General features: G+C 63.8%; 28 protein-coding genes and 1 pseudogene. 12 read left to right on the plus strand and 17 right to left on the minus strand.

Features of this window, described 5'->3' with window-relative positions:
• Window positions 1–172 precede the first annotated feature (172 nt).
• The 3 genes and pseudogenes from ACNFHO_RS09985 to ACNFHO_RS09995 all read left to right on the plus strand — a co-directional run bounded on the left by ACNFHO_RS09985 (window position 173) and on the right by ACNFHO_RS09995 (window position 2691).
• Window positions 173–1182: pseudogene (locus ACNFHO_RS09985) on the plus strand (methionine ABC transporter ATP-binding protein).
• A complete protein-coding gene (locus tag ACNFHO_RS09990; RefSeq protein ID WP_054893364.1) occupies window positions 1182–1853 on the plus strand; it encodes a methionine ABC transporter permease in 672 nt (223 codons plus the stop codon). The pseudogene ACNFHO_RS09985 and the gene ACNFHO_RS09990 overlap by 1 nt, the downstream one beginning before the upstream one ends.
• A gap of 64 nt (window positions 1854–1917) precedes the next feature.
• Window positions 1918–2691 (plus strand): MetQ/NlpA family ABC transporter substrate-binding protein, encoded by a 774-nt coding sequence (locus ACNFHO_RS09995; protein ID WP_054893365.1) that lies wholly within the window; start codon window positions 1918–1920, stop codon window positions 2689–2691.
• A gap of 73 nt (window positions 2692–2764) precedes the next feature.
• Here ACNFHO_RS09995 and ACNFHO_RS10000 read toward each other — a convergent pair whose 3' ends face one another.
• Genes ACNFHO_RS10000 through ACNFHO_RS10020 form a run of 5 tightly spaced genes read right to left on the minus strand, consistent with a single transcriptional unit; the run spans window position 2765 to window position 6654 of the window.
• Window positions 2765–3397, minus strand: a complete 633-nt coding sequence (locus tag ACNFHO_RS10000; RefSeq protein WP_054893366.1) for an SCO family protein — start codon at window positions 3395–3397, stop codon at window positions 2765–2767.
• Complete coding sequence (gene cyoE, locus ACNFHO_RS10005) at window positions 3394–4293, minus strand: heme o synthase (protein WP_416766130.1); 900 nt, start codon at window positions 4291–4293, stop codon at window positions 3394–3396. The genes ACNFHO_RS10000 and cyoE overlap by 4 nt, the downstream gene beginning before the upstream one ends.
• Entirely contained in the window at window positions 4278–5351 is a 1074-nt protein-coding gene (locus ACNFHO_RS10010) for a COX15/CtaA family protein (RefSeq protein WP_125931061.1), read from the minus strand. Before ACNFHO_RS10010 ends, cyoE begins: the two co-directional genes overlap by 16 nt.
• Before the next feature lie 9 nt (window positions 5352–5360).
• Window positions 5361–5945, minus strand: coding sequence for a hypothetical protein (locus ACNFHO_RS10015; RefSeq protein WP_063541988.1), 585 nt, complete (start codon window positions 5943–5945; stop codon window positions 5361–5363).
• Window positions 5911–6654, minus strand: coding sequence for an SURF1 family protein (locus ACNFHO_RS10020; RefSeq protein WP_054893408.1), 744 nt, complete (start codon window positions 6652–6654; stop codon window positions 5911–5913). Before ACNFHO_RS10020 ends, ACNFHO_RS10015 begins: the two co-directional genes overlap by 35 nt.
• A gap of 63 nt (window positions 6655–6717) precedes the next feature.
• Here ACNFHO_RS10020 and ACNFHO_RS10025 point away from each other — a divergent pair, with 63 nt between their 5' ends.
• Window positions 6718–6921, plus strand: a complete 204-nt coding sequence (locus ACNFHO_RS10025) for a twin transmembrane helix small protein (protein WP_065864688.1) — start codon at window positions 6718–6720, stop codon at window positions 6919–6921.
• Between the two features lie 30 nt (window positions 6922–6951).
• On the opposite strand, the gene ACNFHO_RS10030 is transcribed toward ACNFHO_RS10025, so the two are convergent.
• From ACNFHO_RS10030 to coxB, 4 genes are read right to left on the minus strand one after another with little or no spacing between them, the layout of a single operon-like run.
• Window positions 6952–7839, minus strand: a complete 888-nt coding sequence (locus ACNFHO_RS10030) for a cytochrome c oxidase subunit 3 (protein WP_054893371.1) — start codon at window positions 7837–7839, stop codon at window positions 6952–6954.
• A gap of 16 nt (window positions 7840–7855) precedes the next feature.
• Window positions 7856–8422 (minus strand): cytochrome c oxidase assembly protein, encoded by a 567-nt coding sequence (locus ACNFHO_RS10035; RefSeq protein ID WP_063541984.1) that lies wholly within the window; start codon window positions 8420–8422, stop codon window positions 7856–7858.
• A gap of 12 nt (window positions 8423–8434) precedes the next feature.
• Window positions 8435–10018 carry a cytochrome c oxidase subunit I gene (gene ctaD, locus ACNFHO_RS10040; protein WP_054893373.1) on the minus strand — a complete coding sequence of 528 codons (1584 nt, stop codon included), beginning with the start codon at window positions 10016–10018 and terminating at the stop codon, window positions 8435–8437.
• 43 nt (window positions 10019–10061) lie between these two features.
• Window positions 10062–11189 carry a cytochrome c oxidase subunit II gene (gene coxB, locus ACNFHO_RS10045; protein ID WP_054893374.1) on the minus strand — a complete coding sequence of 376 codons (1128 nt, stop codon included), beginning with the start codon at window positions 11187–11189 and terminating at the stop codon, window positions 10062–10064.
• Between the two features lie 382 nt (window positions 11190–11571).
• Here coxB and ACNFHO_RS10050 point away from each other — a divergent pair, with 382 nt between their 5' ends.
• From ACNFHO_RS10050 to ACNFHO_RS10065, 4 genes are all read left to right on the plus strand, one after another.
• Window positions 11572–12207: a hypothetical protein gene (locus tag ACNFHO_RS10050; RefSeq protein WP_054893375.1), complete on the plus strand. Its 636-nt coding sequence runs from the start codon at window positions 11572–11574 to the stop codon at window positions 12205–12207.
• 111 nt (window positions 12208–12318) lie between these two features.
• Window positions 12319–13659, plus strand: coding sequence for a CHASE2 domain-containing protein (locus ACNFHO_RS10055; RefSeq protein ID WP_416766134.1), 1341 nt, complete (start codon window positions 12319–12321; stop codon window positions 13657–13659).
• A gap of 33 nt (window positions 13660–13692) precedes the next feature.
• The gene (locus ACNFHO_RS10060; protein WP_054893377.1) at window positions 13693–14058 is read left to right on the plus strand and encodes a hypothetical protein; all 366 of its coding nucleotides are present in this window, start codon (window positions 13693–13695) and stop codon (window positions 14056–14058) included.
• Window positions 14055–15632 carry a M48 family metallopeptidase gene (locus ACNFHO_RS10065; protein ID WP_063541974.1) on the plus strand — a complete coding sequence of 526 codons (1578 nt, stop codon included), beginning with the start codon at window positions 14055–14057 and terminating at the stop codon, window positions 15630–15632. Before ACNFHO_RS10060 ends, ACNFHO_RS10065 begins: the two co-directional genes overlap by 4 nt.
• A gap of 19 nt (window positions 15633–15651) precedes the next feature.
• Here ACNFHO_RS10065 and ACNFHO_RS10070 read toward each other — a convergent pair whose 3' ends face one another.
• The 5 genes from ACNFHO_RS10070 to prlC all read right to left on the minus strand — a co-directional run bounded on the left by ACNFHO_RS10070 (window position 15652) and on the right by prlC (window position 21886).
• The gene (locus tag ACNFHO_RS10070; protein ID WP_162714335.1) at window positions 15652–17181 is read right to left on the minus strand and encodes a SulP family inorganic anion transporter; all 1530 of its coding nucleotides are present in this window, start codon (window positions 17179–17181) and stop codon (window positions 15652–15654) included.
• A 187-nt stretch (window positions 17182–17368) separates the two neighbouring features.
• Window positions 17369–18088: a carbonic anhydrase gene (locus tag ACNFHO_RS10075; RefSeq protein ID WP_054893379.1), complete on the minus strand. Its 720-nt coding sequence runs from the start codon at window positions 18086–18088 to the stop codon at window positions 17369–17371.
• Window positions 18089–18424: 336 nt separating this feature from the next.
• Window positions 18425–19480: a PA0069 family radical SAM protein gene (locus ACNFHO_RS10080; RefSeq protein WP_416766137.1), complete on the minus strand. Its 1056-nt coding sequence runs from the start codon at window positions 19478–19480 to the stop codon at window positions 18425–18427.
• A 79-nt stretch (window positions 19481–19559) separates the two neighbouring features.
• Window positions 19560–19838, minus strand: a complete 279-nt coding sequence (locus ACNFHO_RS10085; RefSeq protein ID WP_112897047.1) for a YheV family putative zinc ribbon protein — start codon at window positions 19836–19838, stop codon at window positions 19560–19562.
• A complete protein-coding gene (gene prlC / locus ACNFHO_RS10090) occupies window positions 19835–21886 on the minus strand; it encodes an oligopeptidase A (protein WP_256216383.1) in 2052 nt (683 codons plus the stop codon). Before prlC ends, ACNFHO_RS10085 begins: the two co-directional genes overlap by 4 nt.
• A 102-nt stretch (window positions 21887–21988) precedes the next feature.
• Here prlC and ACNFHO_RS10095 point away from each other — a divergent pair, with 102 nt between their 5' ends.
• Together ACNFHO_RS10095 and ACNFHO_RS10100 are read left to right on the plus strand one after the other, a co-directional pair.
• Complete coding sequence (locus ACNFHO_RS10095; RefSeq protein ID WP_054893383.1) at window positions 21989–22537, plus strand: gamma carbonic anhydrase family protein; 549 nt, start codon at window positions 21989–21991, stop codon at window positions 22535–22537.
• Window positions 22538–22639: 102 nt separating this feature from the next.
• On the plus strand, window positions 22640–23290 hold the full coding sequence (locus ACNFHO_RS10100; protein ID WP_054893384.1) for an HAD family hydrolase: 651 nt from the start codon (window positions 22640–22642) through the stop codon (window positions 23288–23290).
• A gap of 31 nt (window positions 23291–23321) precedes the next feature.
• Here ACNFHO_RS10100 and ACNFHO_RS10105 read toward each other — a convergent pair whose 3' ends face one another.
• Window positions 23322–24413 carry an aminopeptidase gene (locus ACNFHO_RS10105; protein WP_416766139.1) on the minus strand — a complete coding sequence of 364 codons (1092 nt, stop codon included), beginning with the start codon at window positions 24411–24413 and terminating at the stop codon, window positions 23322–23324.
• Between the two features lie 66 nt (window positions 24414–24479).
• Here ACNFHO_RS10105 and ACNFHO_RS10110 point away from each other — a divergent pair, with 66 nt between their 5' ends.
• Window positions 24480–24893: a hypothetical protein gene (locus ACNFHO_RS10110; protein ID WP_372821769.1), complete on the plus strand. Its 414-nt coding sequence runs from the start codon at window positions 24480–24482 to the stop codon at window positions 24891–24893.
• Window positions 24894–24938: 45 nt separating this feature from the next.
• Window positions 24939–25352, plus strand: a complete 414-nt coding sequence (locus ACNFHO_RS10115; protein WP_054893387.1) for a hypothetical protein — start codon at window positions 24939–24941, stop codon at window positions 25350–25352.
• 37 nt (window positions 25353–25389) lie between these two features.
• Here the strand turns inward: ACNFHO_RS10115 and ACNFHO_RS10120 are convergent, their stop codons facing one another.
• Together ACNFHO_RS10120 and ACNFHO_RS10125 are read right to left on the minus strand one after the other, a co-directional pair.
• Window positions 25390–25623 (minus strand): DUF1161 domain-containing protein, encoded by a 234-nt coding sequence (locus ACNFHO_RS10120; protein WP_414154551.1) that lies wholly within the window; start codon window positions 25621–25623, stop codon window positions 25390–25392.
• Between the two features lie 65 nt (window positions 25624–25688).
• The gene (locus ACNFHO_RS10125; protein WP_063541962.1) at window positions 25689–26114 is read right to left on the minus strand and encodes an OsmC family protein; all 426 of its coding nucleotides are present in this window, start codon (window positions 26112–26114) and stop codon (window positions 25689–25691) included.
• Between the last annotated feature and the right edge of the window lie 2 nt (window positions 26115–26116).

The following is a 26116-nucleotide window of genomic DNA, read 5'->3' on the forward strand; positions in this document are numbered from 1 at the left end:
TGACTGGACCGTTTCGCCAAGCGTTCCATCGGGATTACCGGTTGTCGCGTTATGCCGGATCGATTGGTCGATTACGAAATAAATGCTAAGAACAACTATGGGAAAAGGCTAAAATGCGCCACCGCAGCTCACCGCTGCCCCCAATTTCCATGCGCCCCACAAGGTTCGCTACGTGATCGAGTTCCAACGTGTGCACAAGACCTACCGCGTCGCCGGTAGGGACATCCCCGCCCTGAATCCGACCAGCCTGACCATCGAGAATGGCCAGGTGTTCGGCCTGATCGGCCACTCCGGCGCTGGCAAGAGCACCATGCTGCGCCTGATCAACCGCCTCGAAGCGCCGTCCGGCGGCAAGATCATCGTGTCGATGGCGAAGACGTCACCGCCTTCGACGCCAACCAACTGCGCCGCTTCCGCCAGCAGGTCGGCATGATCTTCCAGCACTTCAACCTGCTCGCCTCGAAAACCGTCGCAGACAACGTCGCCCTGCCACTGGTGCTGGCCGGCGAGCTGTCGCGCGCAGAGATCGACAAGCGCGTCAGCCAGTTGCTGGCCCGCGTCGGATTGTCGGACCACGCGAAAAAATACCCGGCACAACTGTCGGGCGGCCAGAAACAACGCGTGGGCATCGCCCGGGCGCTGTCGACCAACCCGAAGATCCTGCTGTGTGACGAGGCCACCAGCGCCCTCGACCCGCAGACCACCGCCTCGGTGCTGCAACTGCTGGCCGAGATCAACCGCGAGCTGAAGCTCACCATCGTGCTGATCACCCACGAGATGGATGTGATCCGCCGAGTCTGCGACCGCGTGGCGGTGATGGACGCCGGGGTGATTGTCGAGCAGGGGCCGGTGGCGGACGTGTTCCTGCACCCGCAACACCCGACCACCAAGCGCTTCGTCCAGGAAGACGAGCAGGTCGATGAAGGCGAGCAGCGCGACGACTTCGCCCACGTGCCGGGCCGCATCGTGCGCCTGACGTTCCAGGGCGACGCTACCTACGCGCCGCTGCTGGGTACCGTGGCCCGAGAGACCGGGGTGGACTACAGCATCCTGGCCGGTCGTATCGACCGCATCAAGGATGTCCCCTACGGCCAACTGACTCTCGCCGTCACCGGCGGCAACATCGATGCAGCGTTTGACCGCTTCAAGGCGGCTGACGTACACATGGAGGTCCTGCGCTGATGGACGCCCTGAATTTCTTCGCCAACGTCGACTGGGCCGAGATTTCCCTCGCCACCGGCGACACCCTGATCATGCTGTTCGGCTCGCTGCTGTTCACGGTGCTGCTCGGCCTGCCACTGGGCGTGCTGCTGTTCCTCTGCGGGCCCCGGCAGATGTTCGAGCAGAAGGGCGTCTACGCGCTGCTGTCGCTGATCGTCAACATCCTGCGTTCACTGCCGTTCATCATCCTGTTGATCGTGATGATTCCGATCACCGTGCTGATCACCGGTACCTCGCTGGGCGTGGCCGGTGCCATTCCGCCACTGGTCGTGGGCGCCACGCCATTCTTCGCGCGCCTGGTCGAGACCGCACTGCGCGAGGTGGACCGCGGCATCATCGAAGCCACCCAGTCGATGGGCGCCACCACCCGCCAGATCATCACCAACGCCTTGCTGCCGGAGGCCCGTCCGGGCATCTTCGCGGCCATCACCGTCACCGCCATCACCCTGGTGTCCTACACCGCGATGGCCGGTGTGGTGGGCGCGGGCGGCCTCGGCGACCTGGCCATCCGCTTCGGCTACCAGCGTTTCCAGACCGACGTGATGATCGTCACGGTGGTACTGCTGTTGGTACTGGTGCAGATTCTGCAGAGCGTCGGCGACAAGCTGGTCGTACATTTTTCCCGTAAGTAAGCCTAACAGGGTCGGCCCGGCCGTCCCGTTCGGGGGCCGTCGCGGCCCTCACAAGGAGTGATCGATGAAAAAGCTGTTCGCTGTCGTCGCCGCCGTCGCGGCCTTCTCGGCCAATGCCGCCGAAACCCTGACCGTCGCCGCCACCCCGGTGCCGCACGCCGAGATCCTCAACTTCGTCAAACCACAGCTGGCGAAGGAAGGCGTGGAGCTGAAGGTCAAGGAGTTCACCGACTACATTCAACCGAACGTGCAGGTCGCGGAAAAACGCCTGGACGCCAACTTCTTCCAGCACCAGCCCTACCTGGATGAATTCAACAAGGCCAAGGGCACCAAGCTGGTCAGCGTTGCCGGCGTGCACATCGAGCCACTGGGCGTCTACTCGGCCAAGATCAAGAAGCTCGACGAACTGCCATCGGGCGCCACCGTGGTCATCCCCAATGACGCCACCAACGGCGGCCGCGCTCTGCTGCTGCTGGACAAGGCTGGCGTGATCAAGCTCAAGGACAACACCAACATCCTGTCCACCGTGAAGGATGTGGCTGAAAATCCGAAGGGTGTGAAATTCCGCGAACTGGAAGCGGCCACCATCCCGCGCGTGCTGACCCAGGTCGATGCAGCGCTGATCAACACCAACTACGCCCTGGAAGCCAAGCTCAATCCAGAGAAGGACGCCCTGGCCATCGAAGGCAGCGACTCGCCGTACGTGAACATCCTGGTGACCCGTGAGGACAACAAGGACGCGGACGCGGTGAAGAAACTGGTGCAGGCTCTGCACTCGCCTGAGGTGAAGCAGTTCATCAACGAGAAGTACAAGGGCGCCGTGGTGCCGGCGTTCTAAGCCGAACGATCGCGCTGGATTTTTCGCGGGCAAGCCGGAACGCCGACTTGCCCGCGAAGCTTTTGGGGGTTCATCAATCCCGCTTGACCAGCCCCGGCAACTGCGCCACCAGCTTCTGGTTGTTGAACGGCGCACGAATGAACCCGCGCTGACGCCCGTCCGGCCCGACCACCGCCAGGTTGCCACTGTGATCGACGGTGTACCCTGGCTTGCTGGTGTCCGCCGGGATGAACGGAATGCTCAGGGCATTGGCCAGCTTCTGGGTATCCTCGATGGAACCTGCCAGCCCCACGAAATCCTTGTCGAAATAGCCCAGGTACTGCTTGAGCTGCTGAGCCGTGTCGCGGTTCGGGTCGACGCTTACCAGTACCACCTGCAAACGGTCGATTGCCTCCTTGGGCAACTCGCTCTTCACCTGGCGCAACTGCGCCAATGTGGTTGGGCAGATGTCCGGGCAGTAGGTGTAGCCGAAGAACAGCAACGACCACTTGCCCTTCAACTGATCCAGCGCCACTGGCTGGCCGTTCTGGTCGTTCATGGTCACATCCGGCACGCTGCGGCTCTGCGGCAGGAGGATGATGCCGGCATCGATCAGCTCGGCCGGGTTGGCCTCGCTACGGCCATTGAGCACCTTGTTGACGGTCAAGCCCATGATCAGCGCGACCAGGGCAACGAGGATGAAGACGGTTTTCTGGGTTCGGGTCATAGGTTCAGCAACAGGTAGTGGTCAACGAGCAGGGCGATGAACAGCAGGAACAGGTACGCGATAGAGTACTTGAAGGTGCCGATCGCCGCGTGCGGCCGGGTGCCACGGTACAACACCCAGGCCCACTGGACAAAGCGCAGCCCCAGCAACAGGGCGCAGGCCAGGTAGAGCGGGCCGCTCATGTGGATGGCGTAGGGCAGCAGACTCACCGCCAGCAGCACCAGGCTGTAGAGCAGGATGTGCAGCTTGGTGTAGTGCTCGCCGTGGGTCACCGGCAGCATGGGTATCTCGGCCTTGGCGTATTCCTCCTTGCGGTGGATGGCCAGAGCCCAGAAGTGCGGTGGCGTCCAGGTAAAGATGATCAGCACCAGCAACAGCGGCTCCGCGCTCAGGTGGCCGCTGACCGCGACCCAACCCAGCAACGGCGGGGCGGCGCCCGCCAGGCCGCCGATCACGATGTTCTGCGGCGTGGCGCGCTTGAGAAAGCCGGTGTAGACGACCGCATAGCCCAACAGGGAGGCGAGCGTGAGCCAGGCTGTGAGCGGATTGGTGAAGGCCAGCAGCAACGTCATCCCGGCGATTGCCAAGGCCAGGGCGAACGCCAGCGCCGGCAGGGGCGCAACCCGTCCCTTGGCCACCGGGCGCTTGCAGGTGCGGGCCATCAAGGCGTCGATGCGCCGGTCCAGCACATGGTTGACCACCGCCGCGCCGCCGGCGCACAGGGCGATGCCCAAATTGCCGAACAGCAGCACCGTCCACGGCACACCCGCGCGGGTGGCGAGGAACATGCCTACCAGCGAGGTGATCAGCATCAGCACCACCACCTTGGGCTTGGTCAGCTCCAGGTAGTCGCGCCAGCCGGCGCGCTGCCGCCCTTGGCTCAGAACCGTCGCCACGTGTCGTTCCTCAGATGATGGGAAACGCCGCCAGGCGTGACCGGCCGCAGGCGCCAGCCCAGGCCGACACGCACCTTGTCGACCACCCGAATGCGGTAGTTCACCAGCACCATGGTCAGCAGCAACAGGGCGCCCCCGGCGTTGTGCGCCACGGCAACCCCCAGCGGCAGGTGCAGCAGCACGTTGCTGATCCCCAACCCCACCTGCAGCGCCAAGGCAGCAAGCACCAGCCGGGCCAGGCCGGACAGGCCATTGCGGTGCAGCTTCCAGCTCAGCATCAACAGCACTGCCACGACCATCAACGCGCCCAGGCGATGGCTGATGTGGATGGCCGTACGCGCGTCACTGTCGAGCTGCCCACCCAGGTAGTTGGGGCCGACGTGCTGGGTGAGATGGAAACCGTTGCTGAAGTCTGCCGCCGGCCACCATTGACCATGGCAGGTCGGCAAGTCGATGCAGGCGACTGCCGCGTAGTTGGCACTCACCCACCCGCCCAGGGCGATCTGCCCAATCACCACCAGCAGTGCCAGCGCAGCCACCCGACGCAGACTCAACGGCAGCTTGGGCGGTGGCGCAAAGGCCCGGGATAGACGCAGGGATAACAGGAACAGCAAGCTCAGGGTGGTGAAGCCTCCGAGTAGATGCGCCGTGACCACCTGCGGCCAGAGTTTGAGGGTCACCGTCCACATGCCGAACGCTGCCTGTGCCAGCACCACGGCCAGCAGCAGCACCGGCAACCGGTAGGGCCCGCCGTCGCGGCCATGACGACGTACCGCACCTATCGCCAGCCAAGCGATGACCAGCGCCAGGGTGCCGGCGAAATAACGATGCACCATCTCCGCCCAGCCCTTGGCTTCTTCCACTGGATGCTCGGGGAAGTGCAACTCGGCATGGGCCAGTTGCGCATCGGTCTTGGGCACCCCAATGAAGCCATAGCAGCCGGGCCAGTCGGGGCAGCCGAGGCCGGCGTGAGTCAGGCGCGTGTAGGCGCCGAGCAGCACGACGACCAGTGCCAGCAGGGTGGCGAACACAGCGAGTCGGTAACCGGGTCTGGCCATGCTGGCCTCCTAGCCGATGTTGGACAGCTTGAGCAGGTGGCGCAGGTCGTCGAGCACATGCTTGCCCTTGACCTTGGCGTCGTAGCGCAGCACCAGGTTGCCGTGGGGATCGACGATCCACAGTTGCGCGCCGGGCTCGACGACCTTTGTGCGATAGCGGTCGGCATCCAGCGGATAGCGCTGCAGTTGCGGATACTCTCGCTCGAGCAGCGCCTGGTAGTCGCCACTCACGGGCGTCGCGGTTGCCAGCGCATGGCTGGCGCGGCTGGCATCGCGGCCAAGGCCGACCTGGATCTGTCGGGCGAGGTAGACCAGTTGCTGGCAGTCCTCGGTGCAGGCATCGGGCGTGCTGACCAGCAGTTGCCAGCGCTCGTCCTGAGCCTGGATGCCGATATCGGCGCGGCTTTGGCCATTGCCGATCATCACGCCATGGTAGCTGCGCCCCTCCGGCACCCAAAACTTGAGCTTGTACATGCTGGTGGCGAGGATCATCGGACCGAGGGTCACCAGCAGGATCAGGATCAGCTGCAAGCGCCCGCGGGTGCGGGACTTGCGCCCTTCAGGCACGTCCAGTGGACTCGTGGCGGCGGCCATGGCGTTTCTCCTTGTTGTCGTTGTGCCAGCCGAAATACAGGTACAGCAGCACCAGCGCCGTGCTCAGGGCGAACCACTGCACGGCATAGCCGAGGTGTTTTTCCGGGCCCATGGCAACGACCGGCCAATCCAGCCGATAGCTGGCAGGGCCTGGTTCCAGGCGCAGTTCATGGGCGAAGCCTTCGCGCGCCAGCTGCTGCCAGAGCTGCGCGGGATCGACAGCGGTCAGCAGGTGCGGCCACTGGCCGCCGGGCGGGTCGGGGTGCAGCTGAAAGGTGCTGCCTGGCGGCACATAGACCGTGGCCTGCAACGCCAGGGGCTGGGCCGGGGTGTCGAAACGCACAGGCACGCGGCGGTCCGGCCAGGGCAACCAGCCGCGATTGACCAGCAACCACTGGCCGCTGGCCTGGTCGTGGAAAGGTTGCAGCAGCTCGACACCGGCCTGGCCGTCGCGCAGGCGGTTGTCCAGCAGCAGGCTGTGCTCGGGGTCGAACTGACCGAACAGGCGCACGCGGTAGAAGGCCGGGTCAGGCAGTTGCACAAGCTGCGCCACGGCCACCGGTGCCTCGATGCGCCGCTCGGCGTAGCTGTCGAGCAGTTGGCGCTTTTCTTCGGCCCGACGCAGTTGCCAGCAGCCAAGCGCGATCAGCCCCGGCAGCAGTGCGAACACCACCAGGGTCGGGACCAGCCCTGGGCGAAATGGCCTCACCGCGGCCTCGCCCTGTCGATCGCTATACTTGTCCACATCACTGCATCCCCCCGGAGTTTCGCCATGCTCAAGGCCGCGATTGTCCTGATGCTGTTGGCCACTATCGCCAGCCTGTTCAGTGGCCTGGTGTTCCTGGTCAAGGACGATGACCAGTCGACCCGCTTGCTCAAGGCCCTGACCGTGCGCGTGATCCTGGCCGCCCTGACCGTCGGCCTGGTGGCCTGGGGTTTCATCAGCGGGCAGCTGGTTTCGCACGCGCCGTTCTGAATTGCCCCACCCACAGGGTCCACCTTGCGGCTAAAGCACATACACAAAGATGAACAACCCCACCCACACCACATCCACGAAGTGCCAGTACCAGCTGGCCGCCTCGAACCCGAAATGCTTGTCCGGGTTGAAATGCCCGCGCAGCACGCGCACGAACATCACGATCAGGATCAAGGTGCCGAGCGTGACGTGCGCACCATGAAAACCTGTGAGCATGAAGAAGGTCGCACCGTAGATTCCCGAGCCCAGGGTCAGGCCAAGGTGCACGTAGGCCTCGTAGTATTCGTAAGCCTGCAGCGCCAGGAACGATAGCCCCAGCAGGATGGTCAGCCCCAGCCACAGTTTCAGCGCGCCGCGATGGCCCTTGCGCAGAGCATGGTGGGCGATGGTGATGGTGACGCTGGAGCTGACCAGCAGGAGGGTGTTGATCAGCGGCAGGTGCCAGGGGTTGATGATGTCCTTGGGCGGCGGGAACAGCTTCGGATCGGGCGTGTGCAGCAGCGGCCAGACGAACTCGAAGCTGGGCCAGAGCATGTGCGTCACGCCCTTGGCCCCTTCGCCGCCGATCCAGGGTCCGGCCAGCACCCGCACATAGAACAGCGCCCCGAAGAAGGCCATGAAGAACATCACCTCCGAGAAGATGAACCAGCTCATGCCCCAGCGGAACGAGCGGTCCATCTGCGCGCTGTACAGCCCGGCATGGCTCTCCTTGACCACCGCACCGAACCAGCCGAACAACATGTAGGCCAGAAACAGCGCACCGACGAAGAAGATCAGCGGCCCGTGGGATTCCGGATGTCCGGCCTTGAGGTCGTTGAACCAGGTACCCAGGCCGAACACCGTGATGAACAGCCCGATAGTGGCGATGATCGGCCACTTGCTCTGCGCCGGAACGTAGTAGTGCTCATGACTTGCCATTGCTGTTCTCCTTCCCTCAGCGGGCGCCCTGAACGTCCTGTACCGCGGCATGGGCGACCGGCGGGTGACGCGCAGTGATGTCGAACAAGGTGTAGGCCAGGGTCAGGTGCTTCACATTGCCCGGCAGGTCGCGGTCGACGATGAAGCGCACCGGCATCTCGATGCGCTCGCCGGGCTGCAGCACCTGCTGGGTGAAACAGAAGCACTCGGTCTTGTGGAAATACGCGGCCGCTTCGGCCGGGGTGATGCTAGGAACGGCCTGCGCACTCATCGGCCGGTCGGTCGGGTTGTGCGCGACGAACACCATCTGGTTCACCGCGCCCGGATTCACTTCGAGCTGGTCAGCGGTGGAGTAGAAGTCCCAGACCATGTCGCTCGCGTTGGTCGACATGAACTGCACCCGCACCGTGCGCGAGGGGTCGCTGACCTGGCTGCCCTCGTACTGCCCGCCCGTCTTGCCGTTGATACCAAAGGCCTTGCACATCACGTCGTAGATCGGCACCAGGGCAAAGCCGAAGGCGAACATCACCACCGTCAGCATCAACAGGCGCAGCACCAGGCGTTTGAGCGACAGGCCGGTCATCGCGTCAGTCTCCTATTTCACTTCCGGCGGGGTCTGGAAGGTGTGGTAGGGCGCAGGCGAGGGCACCGACCACTCCAGCCCGTCGGCGCCATCCCAGGGCTTGGCCGGAGCCGGCTCGCCGCCGCGGATGCACTTGATGACGATGAACAGGAAGAAGACCTGCGTGGCGCCGAACATGAACGCACCGATGGAGGAGATCATGTTGAAGTCGGCGAACTGCAGGTTGTAGTCCGGAATCCGTCGCGGCATCCCGGCCAGCCCAACGAAATGCATGGGGAAGAAGGCCAGGTTCATGCCCACGAACGACAGCCAGAAATGCAGCTTGGCCAGGGTTTCGTCGTACATGTGCCCGGTCCATTTCGGCAGCCAGTAGTAGGCCGAAGCGAAGATGCCGAAGATCGCGCCAGGCACCAGCACGTAATGGAAGTGGGCCACCACGAAGTAGGTGTCGTGGTACTGGAAGTCCGCCGGGGCGATAGCCAGCATCAACCCCGAGAAGCCGCCGATGGTGAACAGGATGACGAAGGCGATGGCGAACAGCATCGGCGCCTCGAAGGTCATCGCGCCCTGCCACATGGTGCTGACCCAGTTGAACACCTTCACCCCGGTGGGCACGGCGATCAGCATGGTGGCATACATGAAGAACAGCTCGCCCACCACCGGGATGCCGACCACGAACATGTGGTGTGCCCAGACGATGAACGACAGGAAGGCGATCGCGCCGGTGGCATAGACCATCGAGGTGTAGCCGAACAGCGGTTTGCGCGAGAACGCCGGGATGATCGAGCTGACCGCGCCGAAGGCCGGCAGGATCATGATGTACACCTCCGGATGACCGAAGAACCAGAACACGTGCTGGAACAGCACCGGGTCGCCGCCACCCGCCGCGCTGAAGAAGCTGGTGCCGAAGTGGATGTCCATCAGCATCATGGTCACCACGCCGGCCAGCACCGGCATCACCGCGATCAGCAGGAAAGCGGTGATCAGCCAGGTCCAGACGAACAGCGGCATCTTCATCAGGGTCATGCCCGGGGCGCGCAGGTTGAGGATGGTGGCGATGACGTTGATCGCGCCCATGATCGAACTGATACCCATCAGGTGGATGGCGAAGATGAAGAAGGTCACGCTGGCCGGCGCATAGGTGGTCGACAGCGGCGCATAGAAGGTCCAGCCGAAGTTCGGCCCGCCGCCGGGGCTGAACAGGGTCGAGACCAGCAGCAGGAAGGCCGCCGGCAGCAGCCAGAAGCTGAAGTTGTTCATCCGTGGCAGGGCCATGTCCGGAGCGCCGATCATCAGTGGAATCATCCAGTTGGCCAGGCCGACGAACGCCGGCATCACCGCGCCGAACACCATGATCAGCCCGTGCATGGTGGTCATCTGGTTGAAGAACGCCGGCTCCACGATCTGCAAGCCCGGCTGGAACAGCTCGGCGCGGATCACCATGGCGAACGAGCCGCCAAGCAGGAACATGGCGAAGCTGAACCACAGGTACATCGTGCCGATGTCCTTGTGGTTGGTGGTCAGTACCCAGCGCATCAGGCCCTTGGCCGGACCATGCGCATGGTCATGGCCGTGGTCGTCGATCACTGCACTCATGTCCTGTCTCCTGCAATCCGCTGATTGCCACGGCTAAACCGGTTCATTGCGCGTCCGCCTGCTTGAGCGCCAGCACGTCCTTCGGCGTGACCATGTCGCCCTTGTTGTTGCCCCAGGCGTTGCGTTCGTAGGTGACCACCGCGGCGATATCGACCTCCGACAGTTGCTTGCCGAACGCCGCCATGGCGGTGCCGGGCTTACCATGGAAGACGATGCCCAGGTGCGCTTCCTTGGGCCCGGTGGCGATCTTCGAGCCCTTGAGCGCCGGGAACATCGGCGGCAAGCCCTGGCCTTCGGCCTGGTGACAGGCCACGCAGGTGGTGTGGTAGACCTTGTCGCCGCGCTCGACCAGCTCTTCGAGCGTCCACTCCTTGCTGGTCAGCTCCTTGAGCTTGGCCGCTTCGGCCTTGCGCTCGCCGAGCCAGGTGTCGTAGTCGGCCTTGGACTTCACCTCGACCACCACGGGCATGAAGCCGTGGTCCTTGCCGCACAGCTCGGTGCACTGGCCGCGGTAGATGCCCGGCTTCTCGATGCGCGTCCAGGCTTCGTTGACGAAACCGGGAATGGCATCACGCTTGACCGCAAAGGCCGGCACCCACCAGGAATGGATCACGTCGGCGGCGGTCACCAGGAAACGCACCTTGGCCCCGACCGGCAACACCAGCGGCTGATCGACCTCGAGCAGGTAATGCTCGTCCTTGGGCGCCTGGTTGCGGATCTGCTCGGAAGGGGTGGCGAGGTTGCTGAAGAATTCGACGTCCTGGCCCAGGTACTTGTAGTGCCATTTCCACTGGTAGCCGGTGACCTGGATATCGATGTCCGACTCGCTGGCGTCGTAGATGTCGATCAAGGTCTTGGTGGCCGGGATGGCCATGGCGACGAGGATGAGGAACGGGACGACCGTCCACATGATCTCGACCCAGGTGTGCTCGTGGAAATGCGCAGGCTGCTGCCCGGTGGAACGGCGATGGATGACCATCGACCAGAACATCGCGCCGAACACCACGACGCCGATGACCACGCAGATCCAGAAGATGGTCATGTGCAGGTCGAACACGGCGTGGGAGACTTCCGTCGCCCCCGGAGACATGTTCACGGTCCAGGCAGCGTGTGCCTGACCGAACACCGTCCACAACAGGAGGCCCATCCAGACATGTGGATGTCGCATCATTGCGGGTTCCCCTTATCGTTCTTGTAGTCCCGGAGGCATGGACGACGTTTTCTACGACATAAGGGGGGGAACGGGGGTCAAGACTGCCTGGCTTCGACGACCGAGCCCCCTGCAAACGGCAGTCGGGCCTCATCAACGAATCACGTTCAAGCGGAGTATAGACAGCGGCCAATGGCACGCAACGCGTGATGTGAAAACAACTTCACGCACTGGCTGAAATTGCTGAAAGGATTATTCCAGAGCGTTCGGGGCACAATGATGGCACATTGATATAACTCAGCGGAACAAGTGCCCTGTTGTTATAACAAATGCGTCTTAGCAATCTACGCAGCCGAGCTAACTTAGTGTCTTCCGTTTGTAACGCCTTGTCCCTGGAGTTGTCATGAACATCGCAGCTGTACGCGAGCAGATCGAACACGCCCATCAACATGAGAGCCGCACAGGCCAACTGAAGCAACGCCTCGAACAACAACTGCCTCACCTGCATCCTTCGATCCAACTGCCCCCGCAGGACGCCCAGGGTACCTTGACGCGCTTCGTCCGCGCCTACATCGACCAGGTTCCGGAATTGCTAGAAGCGGCCAACGCCGTCGCCCGCGAGGCCGGCATCGAGTCGCAGATCAAGCCGGTGCTGAAAATCGCCGAAGCCTATTTCCTGCAGCCCCCGGAGGTGATGCAGGGACACGTCGGCCTGGATTGCCTGCTCGATGAAGCCTATCTGGCCCATCGTCTGGTCGAGGAGGTCAACGACCTGTATATCCGCCACTTCCAGCAGCCGCTGATTCCGGTGGACACCACCGTGGCCAACCTCATCGCCCACCAGTTGATCGGCGAGGACTTCGCCAACCAGCTGGATGAAGTGGTGCATCACTCGGTCGAAGAAATGCTCGATGACGAAAGCTTTGCCGTGGAGTCGGTCGAAGCCTATCGCAACACCCTCAGCAGCCCCGAGACCGGCGCAGCCTGGAAGCGCTGGCCGTGCCTGTCGCGCCAATTGAGCGTGGAGCTGGCGCTGTAACACGACGATTCGATCATTGACGGGGCGCAATGCGCCCCTTGATGGTTGCGGGCGCTTTCGGATCGATCGCCAATAGTGGCAAAATGCCTCAACCCCTTGTTTGAGGCATGGATGCTGAAGCCCTCCCTTTTTTCCCTGCGCCAGGCGCTGTTCGGCCTGTCAGTCGTACTGATCGCGTTGCTCGACCCCTTCGGTATCGCCAGCTCGACCGACGATGCCTCGTCGCGCTGGCTCAACCGCCTGTTGGCAGCTACCTACGCCGACAAGGGCCAGCAACAGGTCGTGGTGGTCTTGATCGACGATGACTATCTGCTGCGCAACGACACCTACTGGCCGCTGCCGTACAACGAGCAGAGCAAGCTGTTCAAACGCCTGCTGGCCTATGAGCCGGCGGCGGTGTTCGTCGACCTGCTCTACAGCCACGACCACTCGCGTGAAATCCCCGGGCAGCCCCCGCGCATGGAAAGCCAGCTGCTGGCCAATGTGTTCGAACGCTATCGCCAGCAGGATATCCCGCTGTACCTGGCCGATACCGGCCTGCCGCGGGCAAGCGAAGGCGCGGTCAACACCCTGCCGCGCCTGGCCGAGGTCAGCACACCAGCGCTGGTGAGCTGGAGCGACTTCGGCAACCAGTACCCGCTCGCCGTGAAGACGCCCTTGGGCACGCTGGAAACTCCGGCCCTGCGGCTCTACCGCGACTATTGCCGCCACCAGGCATGCACAGACCTGCCCGCAAACCCCGCCAGCGCTGCCGAGCTTGCTCCGATGACCGTGCAATGGGGCGTGTATCACTCGCCCGAGCAGGAAAAGGTCGCCGATGTCAGCACCTGCGATATTCCGGGATTGTTCGAGCAACTGAAGCAGGCGGTGTTCTGGAAGCTGGGCAAACAGGCACGGGCGACCTGCGCGTACACCCTGACCCTGTCGCCTACCGACCTTGAGGTCACCGACCCGGACGACCGCAAGCTGCTCGAATCACTGCTGCGCGGGAAGCTGGTCCTGGTCGGCGCGCAGATCGCCGGCACCGGCGACCTCACCCAATCTGCGCTGCACGGCAAGATTCCCGGCGTCTACTGGCATGCCATGGCCCTGGACAACCTGATCAACTGGGGCATGAACTACTACCGGGCCACGCCCAGCCTCGCCGACCTCGGCATTCCGGCAGGCTCCGTCGATGTACTGGATATCCTCGAACTGCTCCTGCTGGGCGGCATCACCCTGCTCAAGGGCAGCCTGGACGCCCCGCTGTTCACCCGCGCGCTGTTCATCCAACGGCGTCGCCCAAGGCTGCGGCCACTGGCTGCCTGGGCCTTGGTACTCGCCGCCATCGTCCTGCTCAGTTGCGGGCTTTGGCACTACAACTACACGCCGGCCAACGTGCTCGGCCTGTTGCTGTTGTCGCTCACGTTGTTCAGCGCAAGGATCCAGGCCCTGTTCGCCAACAGGGCCTGACACCCGGAATTTCTCTATCAAAGGACCCCAGAGATGATCAAGAGCTCCCTATTGCTGCTGTCGCTGCTGGTCAGCCAGAGCGTGATGGCCACCCCCGAGCCGGTAGTCGAAGCCTGGCTGCGCAAGTCGGTGGCAGTGCTGGACGACCAGGGCAAATCGCTGCGCCAGGTCGACAGCAGCAGCCTGCCAAAAGCGCCCAAGGTGCTGCAGTACAACAAGGAGCTGGACATCATCCAGGTAGGCCTGCCCGAGGGTAACGTCTGGATGGACACCATGGCGGTGCGGGTAAACCCGCCGTTGAACATCGTCAAGTTCCCCTGCCAGACCCTGCAAAGCGGCTATTCCGACGACCACCAGAACAACTCGACCATCGGCTACGGCGCCGGGTGCAAGAAATGAGTACGGGCAAGCTCAAGGGCGTCGCTGCCGCCCTGTCGCTGGCAATGCTCGGCGGCTGCAACACGCTCAACGGGGCCAACGACGCCTTGCAGAACCTGGTCGGCCCCTCGACCCAGTCGCGGCTGGACGGGCGTTATGTCGATCATCAGGACGTGCGTTCGTATTATCGGCTCGACCCACAGAAAACCCAGCAACTGCGCTTGAGCTTCGACGGCCGGGCGATTCCCGCCGACGAGATCCGCCAGCAGAACCTGGTGCGCATCCCGGCCCTGGAAAGCTACCTGCAAGGTATCGTCAACCGCCTGGCCAAAGGCTGGCCGGGGCAGGCACCGAACCTGCAGGTACGCATCGTCGACAGCTACGCCTTCGGCCCCTCGGCCGACCCCTACGGCAACCTGTTCGTGCCGCTGGGCATGCTCGACAACGTCGAGAGCGAGGATGAAATCGCGGCCATGCTCGGCCACGAGATGAGCCATGTGCTGCTGCGCCATCATGATCGTCGCGCAGCGTTCCAGGAGCAGAAACAGTTGCTCACCAACATCACCACCACGGTGGTGATCGCAACCGTGGCAAAGAATACCGGACGCAACAAGCAGACCGGCGCGCTGTTCAGCAAGGACCCGGTGGGTACGCAGAAGGCCATCGGCAATACCGTGCTCTACACCTCGCTGGCCAACAGCTTCTCGGACAATGTCTGGAGCACCGCCTGGGGCCGCACCCAAGAAGACCAGGCTGACCTGCTCGGCGCCGACCTGATGATCCGCGCCGGCTACGCGCCGCGGGCCTCGAGTGTCAGCCTGCAACGCCTGGAAGACTTCCAGGGCAAGCAGAAGCCTTTGCTCGCAAGCTTCCTGCAAGAGCGCCAGACGGCGATGACCGACTCGCTGAAAAAACTCGACCTCAACCGCACCACCCAGGAACTTCAGACCCTGCTCAACCAGGGCTTGGGCACGGCATTGAACGCCACCGGCCAGTACCTGACCCGCTCGCACATGTCGCCGATCCAGCGAGACGAAGAGCTGCGCCAGTATCTGGACCGCGAATACCAGCAACAGACCCAGGCGCGGGTAAACCGTCGCACCTGGCCGCAGGTGCGCGATTCGGCGACGGTGCAGCGTTCGCTGCAGGCTTACCGGGACGCCTACGCAGCCACCGCTGCACTGGAGCAGAAGAAGACCCGCGAAGCCGAGGCCTTCGTCAGCCGTGCGCTGGCGTCTCCTGTCGGTAACCAGCCAGGCATCCGGCGTGCGGCTTTCGCCGTGCATTCGGCGCAGGGCAACGGCCGCGCGGCCCTCGCCGACCTGCAGGGCATCCAGGACTGGTCGCTGGCAAGCCCGATGGTCTATGACTTGATCATCGGTCATCACCTGCGCAACCGCGATCCCCAGGCAGCACTAGGGATGATCGACAAGGCCGAACAGAACCTGGGCTCAGAGGAGTTGTTCATCACCGAGAAGCTGCTGGCCAATCGTCAACTCCAGGCCGATGACCAGGTAAAGCAGGTACTGCGCAAATGCGAGCAGTACCCCAGCCGTAAAGAAGGCTGCCGCAAACTGGTGCCCAAGTCGGCCTGAGACTTGGACACACGACGCCTCAGACTTGCACGCTGCGTCGCAAGCGGCCCTCGATGCGCCGCTTGAGCCCGCGCTGCTCGATGGACAGACGTGAGCCGGCGGCGCGGCTCGCGCGCCCCCAGTCCTCGAGCAGCTCCAGCACCGAGTGGTCGATGTAGCTCAGGTTCGCCAGCGGTACATGCAGATGCGTCCCGGCAGGCACGCTTTCCAGCACCTGGGTCAGGGCAGGCACCTTGAGAAAGGTGGCCGCACCGCTCAGGCGCAGCTCCATGTGCCCATGACGCGGCAGCTCGACCAGGTTGATCTTGAGTCGCGCCGCCTTGAACGCCAGCTTGAGCAAGGTCAGGGCAAAGCCCAGCAGCACGCCGGTCAGCAGGTCGGTGAAGATGATCGCCAGCGCCGTGGCGGCGTAGGTGAACATCGGCATCCGGCCATAGCGCCCGAGGCCGCGGAAGGCCTTGAAATCGACCAGCTTGATACCGGTGTACACCAGCACGCCCGCCAGGCTTGCCACCGGAATCTGCTGCAGCACGCTGCTCAGCACCACCACGAACGCCAGCAACCACAGGCCATGCAGGATCGCCGAGGCGCGAGTCTTTGCACCGGCCTGAACGTTGGCCGAACTGCGCACGATCACGCCGGTCATCGGCAATGCCCCCAGCACACCGCACAGCATGTTGCCGATACCTTGCGCCGACAGCTCCCGGTCGAAATCCGAACGCTGGCCGTTGTGCATGCGGTCCACCGCCGCAGCCGACAGCAGCGTCTCGGCGCTGGCGATGAAGGCCAGGGCGAAGGCGGCCACCAGCAAGGTTGGATCGGCCAGTTTGAGCAGGTCGTCCGGACGGATCCAGTCGATCGCCTCCGACAGGTCCGCAGGCACCTGCACACGGTTGACCGGCAGCGCCAGCCAGATGCTGATCGCGGTCATCGTCGCCACGCCCAGCAAGGCACCGGGGATGAAGCGCAGGCGCTGCGGGCGCCAGCGTTCCCAGCCCCACATCATCGCGATGGTGCCCAGGCCCAGAGCGCCGGCCTGCCAGCCATTGCCGGCGGCTTCGAACGGCAATGCCGAGGCCAGGGTCGCGGGGAAGCCCAGCAGGTTCTCGACCCCCGAGGGCTGTGGCGCACTGTCGAACATGACATGCACCTGCGACAGCACGATCAGCACGCCGATACCGGCCAGCATGCCGTACACCACCGCCGGTGCAGTGACGCGAAACCAGCAGCCCAGGCGCAGCCGCCCGGCCAGTAACTGCAACAGGCCTGCCAGCAGCAGGATCGGCCCGAGCATGGCCACGCCATGCTGGCGCACCAGCTCGAACACCAACACCGCCAGGCCCGCGGCCGGGCCGCTCACCTGTAGGGGCGAGCCGGCCAGGAAGCCCACGACGATGCCACCGATGATCCCGGTGATCAGCCCCTTGGCGGGCGGCATGCCCGAGGCGATCGCGATGCCCATGCACAGCGGCAGGGCCACCAGGAACACCACGACCGAAGCCAGCAACTCTCGCGGCAAGGCCGCTTTTATCTGTGTCATGTTCACCATAACGCTCCTTTTCTGATTCACGGCCATTCCACTGGCCGACGGCACGGGGATCCCTGAATCGCGCGCAGGCGCGGGCCGCCAGCAGGATTGCCGGCAAGTAGGTCAGGGAAATTCAAGGCAGCAGAAAGCCCTGCCGCGCCTGGTGGGCGCAGCCGGCTATCAAGGTTTCTTCAGGTGTTGGGGTCGCTTAGTAGCGGCCTCTCGGAGTTGCGCACGGCACTGGCTCGCCAGCAGCCAGGGGCAGGAAGCTGTCGCTCGCGGCATCGTAGGCTTCGATGCGGCTGGTTTCGATATCGTAGATCCAGCCGTGGATGTAGAGCTGTCCGGCCGCCAGGCGCGAGGCGACCGAAGGGTGGGTACGCAGGTGATGCAACTGAGCGATGACGTTTTCCTTGGTCAGCACCTGCATGCTCTCGTGTTCCGTTTCGCACGAGCAGTTGCTCTCGACCACGGTACGGGCCACTTCGGCGTGGCGCAGCCAGGCGGAAACGGTCGGCATCTTGGTCAGCGACTGCGGGTTGAGCACCGCGCGCATCGCACCGCAGTCGGAGTGGCCGCAGACGATGATGTGGTGAACGCCCAAGGCCAACACAGCGTATTCGATGGCGCTGGAAACACCGCCGTTCATCTGCCCGTAGGGCGGTACCACGTTGCCGACGTTACGGGTCACGAACAGATCGCCCGGCGAGCTCTGGGTGATCAGTTCAGGCACGATGCGCGAGTCGGCGCAGGTGATGAACATCGCGCGCGGCTTCTGCGCGGTGGCGAGCTTCTTGAACAGCTCCTGCTGCTCGGGGAAAACGTCATGGTGAAACTTCAGGAAGCCGTCGACGATGTGCTTCAGGGCGGCATCGGCGCTCTCGGCGGGAGCGGCCGGAACGGGCTTGGATGGGTCCTTGACGGGCATGATTCATCCTCTTGACGGTTTGTAGGTAAGTTCCATTTTACCGGGGAAAGATTCTGGCTATGCGGAGAATTAGATGACGCGCACAGGTAATAAATCACAGTCGCTGTGGACTGACTTCCTACGCTAGCGGAGAAAACTTAACTGAAACTGAATTCGGAGGCTCTAGAACGGGCGTTCCAGGTTTTCGAGGGGAGGCTTGGATAATAGCAAAAAAGCATCAGCCGCCAATACCCTCCAATGAAATTATTGGTAGGTATGAGTCAGGTTACAGGGTAGTGGAACTGTACGGTGGGGGTTCTTCGTGGGTGAACCCGTTTCCACAAAACCTTCAGCCTCTCAAAACAACGCCATCTGCTCCCCAGGTGGGCAGAACAACGTGCAATCCAGAGCCAGCCCCTCCCGCCCTTCAAACCCCAACTGCCGCGAAGCCTTGCGAAAACGCTGCGCCAGCAGCTCGGCGAACACGCCTACACCCCGCATCCGCGCGCCAAAGCGGCTGTCATACAGCTCACCACCCCGGCTCTGACGAATCAGGCTGAGCACGTGGGCCGCGCGCTGCGGATAATGGTCCTGCAACCACTGTTCGAACAACGGAGCCACCTCCAGCGGCAGGCGCAGCATCATGTAGGCGGCGCTCTGCGCGCCAGCTTCCTTGGCGGCCTGAAGCAGGTGCTCCAGTTCGCTGTCGTTGATCATCGGGATCATCGGCGAACACAGCACCCCCACCGGCACACCCGCCTCGCGCAACACGCGGATCGCCCGCAGGCGCGCCTTGGGTGCCGCCGCGCGGGGCTCGAGGGTGCGTTTGAGTTCGTCGTCGAGGGTGGTCAGGCTGATCATCACCCGCGCCAGGCGCTGGCTGGCCAGTTCGCTCAAGATGTCCAGATCTCGTAGCACCAGCGAGCCCTTGGTGACGATGGTCACCGGGTGCCGGTAGCGCAGCAGCACCTCGAGCAGGCGACGGGTCAACTGATGCTCGCGCTCTATGGGCTGGTAAGGGTCGGTGTTGGCGCCGAGGTTGATCGGGGCGCAGACATAGCCCGGCTTGCTCAACTGCTGTTCGAGCACCTCGGCGGCATTGGTCTTGGCGATGAGCTTGGTCTCGAAGTCGAGGCCGGGGGAGAGGTCCCAATAGGCGTGGCTGGGCCGGGCGTAGCAATAGATGCAGCCGTGTTCACAACCGCGGTAGGGGTTGATCGAACGGTCGAAGGGCAGGTCGGGCGAGGTGTTGCGGGCGATGATGGTCTTGGCGGTTTCGATCCGCACCTCGGTGCCCTGGGTGAGTGGGACTTCCTGGTGCCAGCCGTCGTCCTCGACCACCGAATGGCTGGGGGCGAAGCGGTTGTGGGGGTTGGTGGCAGTACCGCGACCACGGACTGGGGTTGGTTTCATGGTGGAAAACCCGGATTGCTGTATATGCATACAGTAATCCGGGTTTGCTCAGAAGACCAGTGCCGTCAGGCGGACAGGGTCAATCCGGCTTCTTGAGCTTCGGGTTCGGGAAGAACTGAACCGTCTGCACCTTTACCGGCTCGGCCTTGACCGCCTGCTGGTTTACCCGGGTACCGAGCTCCTTGGGCACCGACAAGCCCTGCTCGTTGAGGGTGTCGGTGAAGCCGCAGGCCACACACTCGCGGTGTGGCACGCCGTCTTCGTTCCACATCATCAGCTTGTCGGGCTCGCTGCACGCCGGGCATACCGCCCCGGCGATAAAGCGTTTCTTGGTCTTGATCACACCGCCTTCACTCATGCCGCCGCATCCTCGGTCAGGCCACTATGACGCAGCAGCGCATCGATGGAAGGCTCACGACCACGGAAATCGACGAACAGTACCATTGGCTCGCGCGAACCGCCCCGGGCCAGGATCGCCTCGCGGAACGCGCGGCCGGTCTCGGCATTGAGCACGCCTTCTTCCTCGAAGCGCGAGAAGGCGTCGGCCGACAGCACTTCGGCCCACTTGTAGCTGTAGTAGCCCGCCGCATAACCGCCGGCGAAGATGTGCGCAAAGCTGTTGGGGAAGCGGTTGTAGGCCGGCGGACGCATCACCGTGACCTCATCGCGCACGCCCTCGAGCACCTGCAGCACACTGCGGCCGTCGCCATGTGTGGCGTGCAGCTCGAAGTCGAACAGCGAGAACTCCAGCTGGCGCACCATCATCATCCCGGACTGGAAGTTCTTCGCCGCCAGCATCTTGTCCAGCAGGTCCTGGGGCAGCGGCTCGCCGGTCTCGTAGTGGCCAGAAATCAGCGCCAGACCTTCAGGCTCCCAGCACCAGTTCTCCATGAACTGGCTCGGCAGCTCGACCGCGTCCCAGGCCACGCCATTGATGCCCGACACGCCGGCATGCTCGATGCGGGTGAGCAGGTGGTGCAGGCCGTGGCCGAACTCGTGGAACAGCGTGGTGACTTCGTCGTGGGTGAGCAGCGCCGGCTTGCCCGGTGCAGCCGGGGTGAAGTTGCACACCAGGTTGGCCACCGGGCTCTGCAAGGCGCCTGCCGCGGTGCGGCGACGATCGCGGGCACCGTCCATCCAGGCGCCGCCGCGCTTGTTGGCACGGGCGTAGAGGTCGAAGAAGAAGCGCCCGACGTGCTGGCCGTTCTCCTTGATCTCGAACAGGCGCACATCCGGGTGCCAGGCGTCGAAGCCCTTGAGTTCGGCGATTTCGATGCCGTAGAGGCGTTGGACGATGCTGAACAGGCCGCTCAGCACCTTGTCGATCGGGAAGTAGGCACGCAGGGTTTCCTGCGACACGCTGTAGCGCTGCTCACGCAGCTTCTCGCCGTAATAGCCGGCGTCCCAACTGGCCAGCTCCGGGGTGCCCTGCTCGGCGGCGTAGGCCTTGAGCTGCTCCAGGTCCTGGGCCGCGAACGGCTTGGAGCGCTTGGCCAGGTCACGCAGGAAGCTCAGCACCTGGTCGCTGGATTCGGCCATCTTGGTGGCCAGGCTCAGCTCGGCGTAGTTGGCGTAGCCCAGCAGCGCGGCCAGTTCCTGACGCAGGTCGAGGATCTCGGCCATCACCGGGCCGTTGTCGAACTGCCCAGCGTTCGGGCCCTGGTCGGACGCGCGGGTGCAGTAGGCGGCGTACAGTTCTTCGCGCAGGGCGCGGTCGCTGGCGTAGGTCATCACCGCGTAGTAGCTGGGGAATTCCAGCGTGATCAGCCAGCCGTCGAGGCCTTTGGCCTGGGCAGCGGCGGCCATCTGCGCCTTGGCCGATTCGGTCAGGCCGTCCAGCGCGGCTTCGTCGGTGACGTGCTTGGTCCAGGCCTGGGTGGCGTCGAGCAACTGGTTGGAGAAGCGGCTGCCCAGTTCGCTGAGCTTGCTCTGCACTTCGGCGTAGCGCTGCTGCTTGTCGGCCGGCAGGTCGATGCCCGACAGACGGAAGTCACGCAGGGCGTGCTCGAGAATAGTCTTCTGCGCCACGTCGAAACTGGCGGCCTCGGCGCTGTTGGCCAGCGCCTGGTAGGCATCGAACAGGGCGCGGTTCTGCCCCATCTCGGTGGAATAGGCGCTCAGCGCCGGCAGGCACGACTCGTAGGCCTCGCGCAGTTCCTTGCTGTTGCACACCGCATTGAGGTGGCTGACCGGGCTCCAGGCCGCGCCCAAGCGGTCGTTGAGTTCGTCCATCGCCAGCACCAGGCCGGCCCAGGAGGGATTCTTGCCCTGCTGCGCGAGGATATCGGCGATGGCCTTGCGGTTGTCGGCCAGGATCTGCTCGATCGCCGGCAGCACGTGTTCGGCGCGGATTGCGGAGAAGGGTGGCAGGTCGTGGGACTGCAGAAGCGGGTTGTTCGCACTCACGGTTTGGATACCTTGGCAGGAGAAACACGGGACCATCTTAATTACAATCGACGCCGACCGCAGCAGGCAGCCTGCCTATCGGCATTGCAGAGGGACACTATCATGGCCATCCGGACCTTCCGGGAACACACGCCGAAAGTCGGCCCACGCGCCTTCGTCGACCGTTCGGCGGTGGTGATCGGCGACGTGCAGATCGGTGAAGACAGCTCGGTCTGGCCGCTGACCGTGGTGCGCGGCGACATGCACCGCATCCGCATCGGCGCGCGCACCAGCGTGCAGGATGGCAGCGTGCTGCACATCACCCACGCCGGCCCCTTCAACCCGGACGGCTTCCCGCTGATCATCGGCGACGAAGTGACCATCGGTCACAAGGTGATGCTGCACGGCTGCACACTGGGCAACCGGATCCTGGTCGGCATGGGCAGCACTATCATGGATGGCGCTATCGTCGAGGACGAGGTGATCATCGGCGCCGGCAGCCTGGTACCGCCCGGCAAGCGCCTGGAGAGCGGCTACCTGTATGTCGGCAGCCCGGTAAGGCAGGCCCGGCCGCTGAACGAAAAAGAACGCGCGTTCTTCCCCTATAGCGCCAGCAACTACGTGAAGCTCAAGGACCAGCACCTGGCCGAAGGCTACGATCAACCGGAATGACGCATTCGCGGGCAAGCCCGCTCCTACAGGCTCTGTGATTATCCTGTAGGAGCGGGCTTGCCCGCGAAGCAGTCGACGCAAGACTTGAGTGGAACCGCATACATGCACCAGCAAAACATTCTCTTCGACCTTGACGGCACCCTTACCGACCCACGCCTGGGCATCACCCGATCGATCCAGTACGCCCTGGCCAAGCTGGGTATCGACGAGCCCGACCTGACCCGCCTCGAGCACTTCATCGGCCCACCCTTGCTGCAGGCCTTCATGCAGTTCTACGGCTTCGACGAGGCCAAGGCCTGGGAGGCGGTCAACTTCTACCGCGAGCGTTTCCGGGTCACCGGCCTGTACGAGAACCTGGTATTCGACGGTGTGCCGGAACTGCTGCAAGCGCTCAATGGCCAGGGCCGCACCCTCTACGTCGCAACCTCCAAGCCTTGGGAGTTCGCCCGCGAGATCGCCCGCCATTTCGCCTTCGACCGGCATTTCAAGGTGATCTACGGCAGTGAGCTGGATGGCACCCGCACCAACAAGGTCGAGCTGATCCGCCACCTGCTGGACGAAGAACGCCTGGACCCGGCGCAGACCCTGATGATCGGCGACCGCAAGCACGACCTGATCGGCGCCCGCAGCAATGGCCTGCAGGCTGTAGCGGTGGGCTACGGGTTCGGCAGCCGCGAAGAGCTGGTGGCCGAGGCGCCGGAGTTTCATTTCGACACGGTGGCAGATTTGCACCGGGCGTTCATCAAGGCTTGATGGCCACGGGGCCGCGCGCGGCCCCGGCATATCAAGGCTGTGCCATCAACCGCTGCAAGGCCGCTTTTCGCTGATCGATCGGCTGCTGCCCCAAGTGCTCGACCCGCTGATAGAACAGCGTCCAGTCCCCGCCTGCCTCACGAAACAACGCCGCAAACGCCGGCACCCACTGGTCATACAGGCCGAACGGCAGCAGCTTGGCGTTGCTCATCGGCCCATACACCCAGGCGTCATAACGGCGATCACCGGCCCAGTCCCGATCGCGCAGCTCGCGGTATTCACGTCGCAATCGCGCGAACTCGGCCTGCTTGGCCACCCGCTTGTCGGCATCAGCAAGCGTCCCGGCATAGATCGCCTGCAGGCGCTCGCGACTCGCCAGCACCAGGCGGATGAACTGTTCACGCTGCCGCGCCCCATCCTCGTGAGCCGCCGCAAGCCCGCGCGCCATGCGCCATTGCCGCGTGCCCTCCTGTTCGACGAAGGTGGCGAAGGACTCGTTGAATTCGGTGTCGTCCTTCACGTAGAAGCGCTGGTGCGCCAGCTCGTGAAAGATCAGCGTGGCCAGGCGCTCCTCGCCCCAGCCCACCATCGACGAGAGGATCGGATCGTCGAACCAGCCCAGGGTCGAGTAAGCCTCGACACCCCCGACGTACACATCCAGCCCCTCCTCGCGCATCAGCGCTGCCGCGCCGCGCGCCGCACCCTGGCGGTAGTAGCCGCGGTAGGCGACGCAACCGGCGATGGGGAAGCAGTGAGTGACCGGCTGCAGCGACAACTCCGGCGTGGCAAACACATTCCACACCACATAAGGCCGGCCAAGATCGGCGTACACCCGGTAGCTACGGTTGTCCGGCAGCTTCAGGTGCTCGCTGGCGAAGGTGCGGGCCTGTTCGGCATGCAGCAGACGCTGGCGCAGCCGTTCGTCAGTCGCATGATCGGCCAGCATGCGCTCCACCGGCTGGCGTGCACGCAGCAGTTGCCATTGCCCTTCGGCCAGTTGGCCGTAGTAGCCGAGGCTGCCGCAACCGCTCAGCAGGAGCGCGGCCAGCAGCGGAACAAAAGGGCTGAAAACGCGGTCGAGAGCCCGGTGGCCTGAGCGCTGTAGCAGAAAAAGTCGAAACATCAGGGCTGTTCATCCCGCTCAAGGCCTGTGCGTTCCAAGACTATCTCGCCAGGGGACCCTTTCGCCATGCGTACACTGTTTGCCGTCGGCACCTTCGGGCTGCTGAGCGCCTGCTCCACCTTGCCCGACCCCGATCCCAACCAGGCCTGGATCGACCTCGCCCGCGACGACGACACCTCGCTGCACGCCGTGCAGGTGGACGAGCGCGACTGGGCCGACAACCGCTATTTCGAAGTGCCGCCAGGTAGCCATGAACTGACGGTGCGTTACCAGTTTCCAGTCTCCCCGAGCAATATCGGCCCGGTCGACGAGCCACTGTGGCGCGACTGCCAACTGAACCTGACCTTCAAGGACTTCAGCGCCGGTCAGCGCTACAGCCTGCAAGCCGGCAGCATTGGCTTGCACCCTTGGGTGAAACTCTATGACGGACAGCAGAAACTGATCGGCCAGGGCCTGCCAGCGGGCTGTCAGCGCACCTGATCAGCGCTATGCTTGTAACCTGTGACCCGCAAGCGGAGTTTCCTCATGCGCCAGCCCATGATGCTGATCGCCCTCAGTGCACTGGGGGCTTGCGCCAGCCCCTTGCCACCCAAAGACCCGGCCCAGGCCTGGGTTGATCTCTACACCGTCACCCCCGGCCGCACCATCATGGCCGACAAGCTCGATGGCAAACGCCTCGACGACGGCCGCTACTTCCAAATCACGCCGGGCCGCCACGAACTGGTGGTGCGCTTCGACTACGAGCTGACTGCCGGGCTCTTCACCACCAGCCCGACCGAGCGCACCTGCTACCTGACCGTGCGCTTCGACAACTTCAAGGCCGGCGAACGCTATCGCCTCGAAGCCCGGGCCCCGGCGATGCAGCCGCAGGTATACCTGTACGACGCTAATCGCCAGGTGCTGGTAGACGAGCCAAGCAACATCTTCTGCATTCCATGAACAACGGGGTCGCACTGCGACCCCGCTGCAACGACCGCTATTGGTCGTTCTTCTGGTAGATGATCTTCTTGGTCCCGCCATCGCAGGTGCCAACGACCATGTTCTGATCACTGACTTCGCTGTTCGGTACGATTTCCAGGGTGTAGGAAGGCACCCCAGCCGCCTGGATCTTCGCCTCGATCTCGGTCTTGAGCTCCTCGCACGGCTTGACTGCCGCCAGCGCGGAGGTGGCCAGCAACGAAGCCAGCACGGCGAATGCTACGCGGATCATGGAACGGCTCCTCAAAGGGCAGGCAAGCTGCCGACCCTTCCAGACTACAGCAAGCAACGCCTCACCTACGAGAGCAGCGTCGCATCCAGGCTGATCGTCGCGTTGAGCACTTTGGACACCGGACATCCCGCCTTGGCCTTGTTGGCGATCTCCTGGAACTGCGCCTCACTGGCACCAGGCACCTTGGCCTTGAGGGTGAGGTGCACGGCGGTGATGGCAAAGCCATCGGACTGCTTGTCGAGGGTGACTTCAGCGATGGTGTCGATGCGCTCGGGCGTCAGCCCGGCCTCACCCAGCATCATCGATAGCGCCATCGAGAAGCAGCCCGCGTGGGCCGCGCCGATCAGCTCTTCGGGGTTGGTCCCAGGCGATCCTTCGAAGCGGGTATTGAAGCCATAGGGATTCTGCTTGAGGGCGCCACTCTCGGTGGACAGCAGGCCCTTGCCATCCTTGAGCCCTCCCTGCCAGATCGCCGATGCTGTCTTTTTCATGA

The organism is Pseudomonas sp. NY15374 (genome assembly GCF_048068255.1).
In the GTDB taxonomy this organism is placed as follows: Bacteria; Pseudomonadota; Gammaproteobacteria; order Pseudomonadales; family Pseudomonadaceae; genus Aquipseudomonas; species Aquipseudomonas machongensis.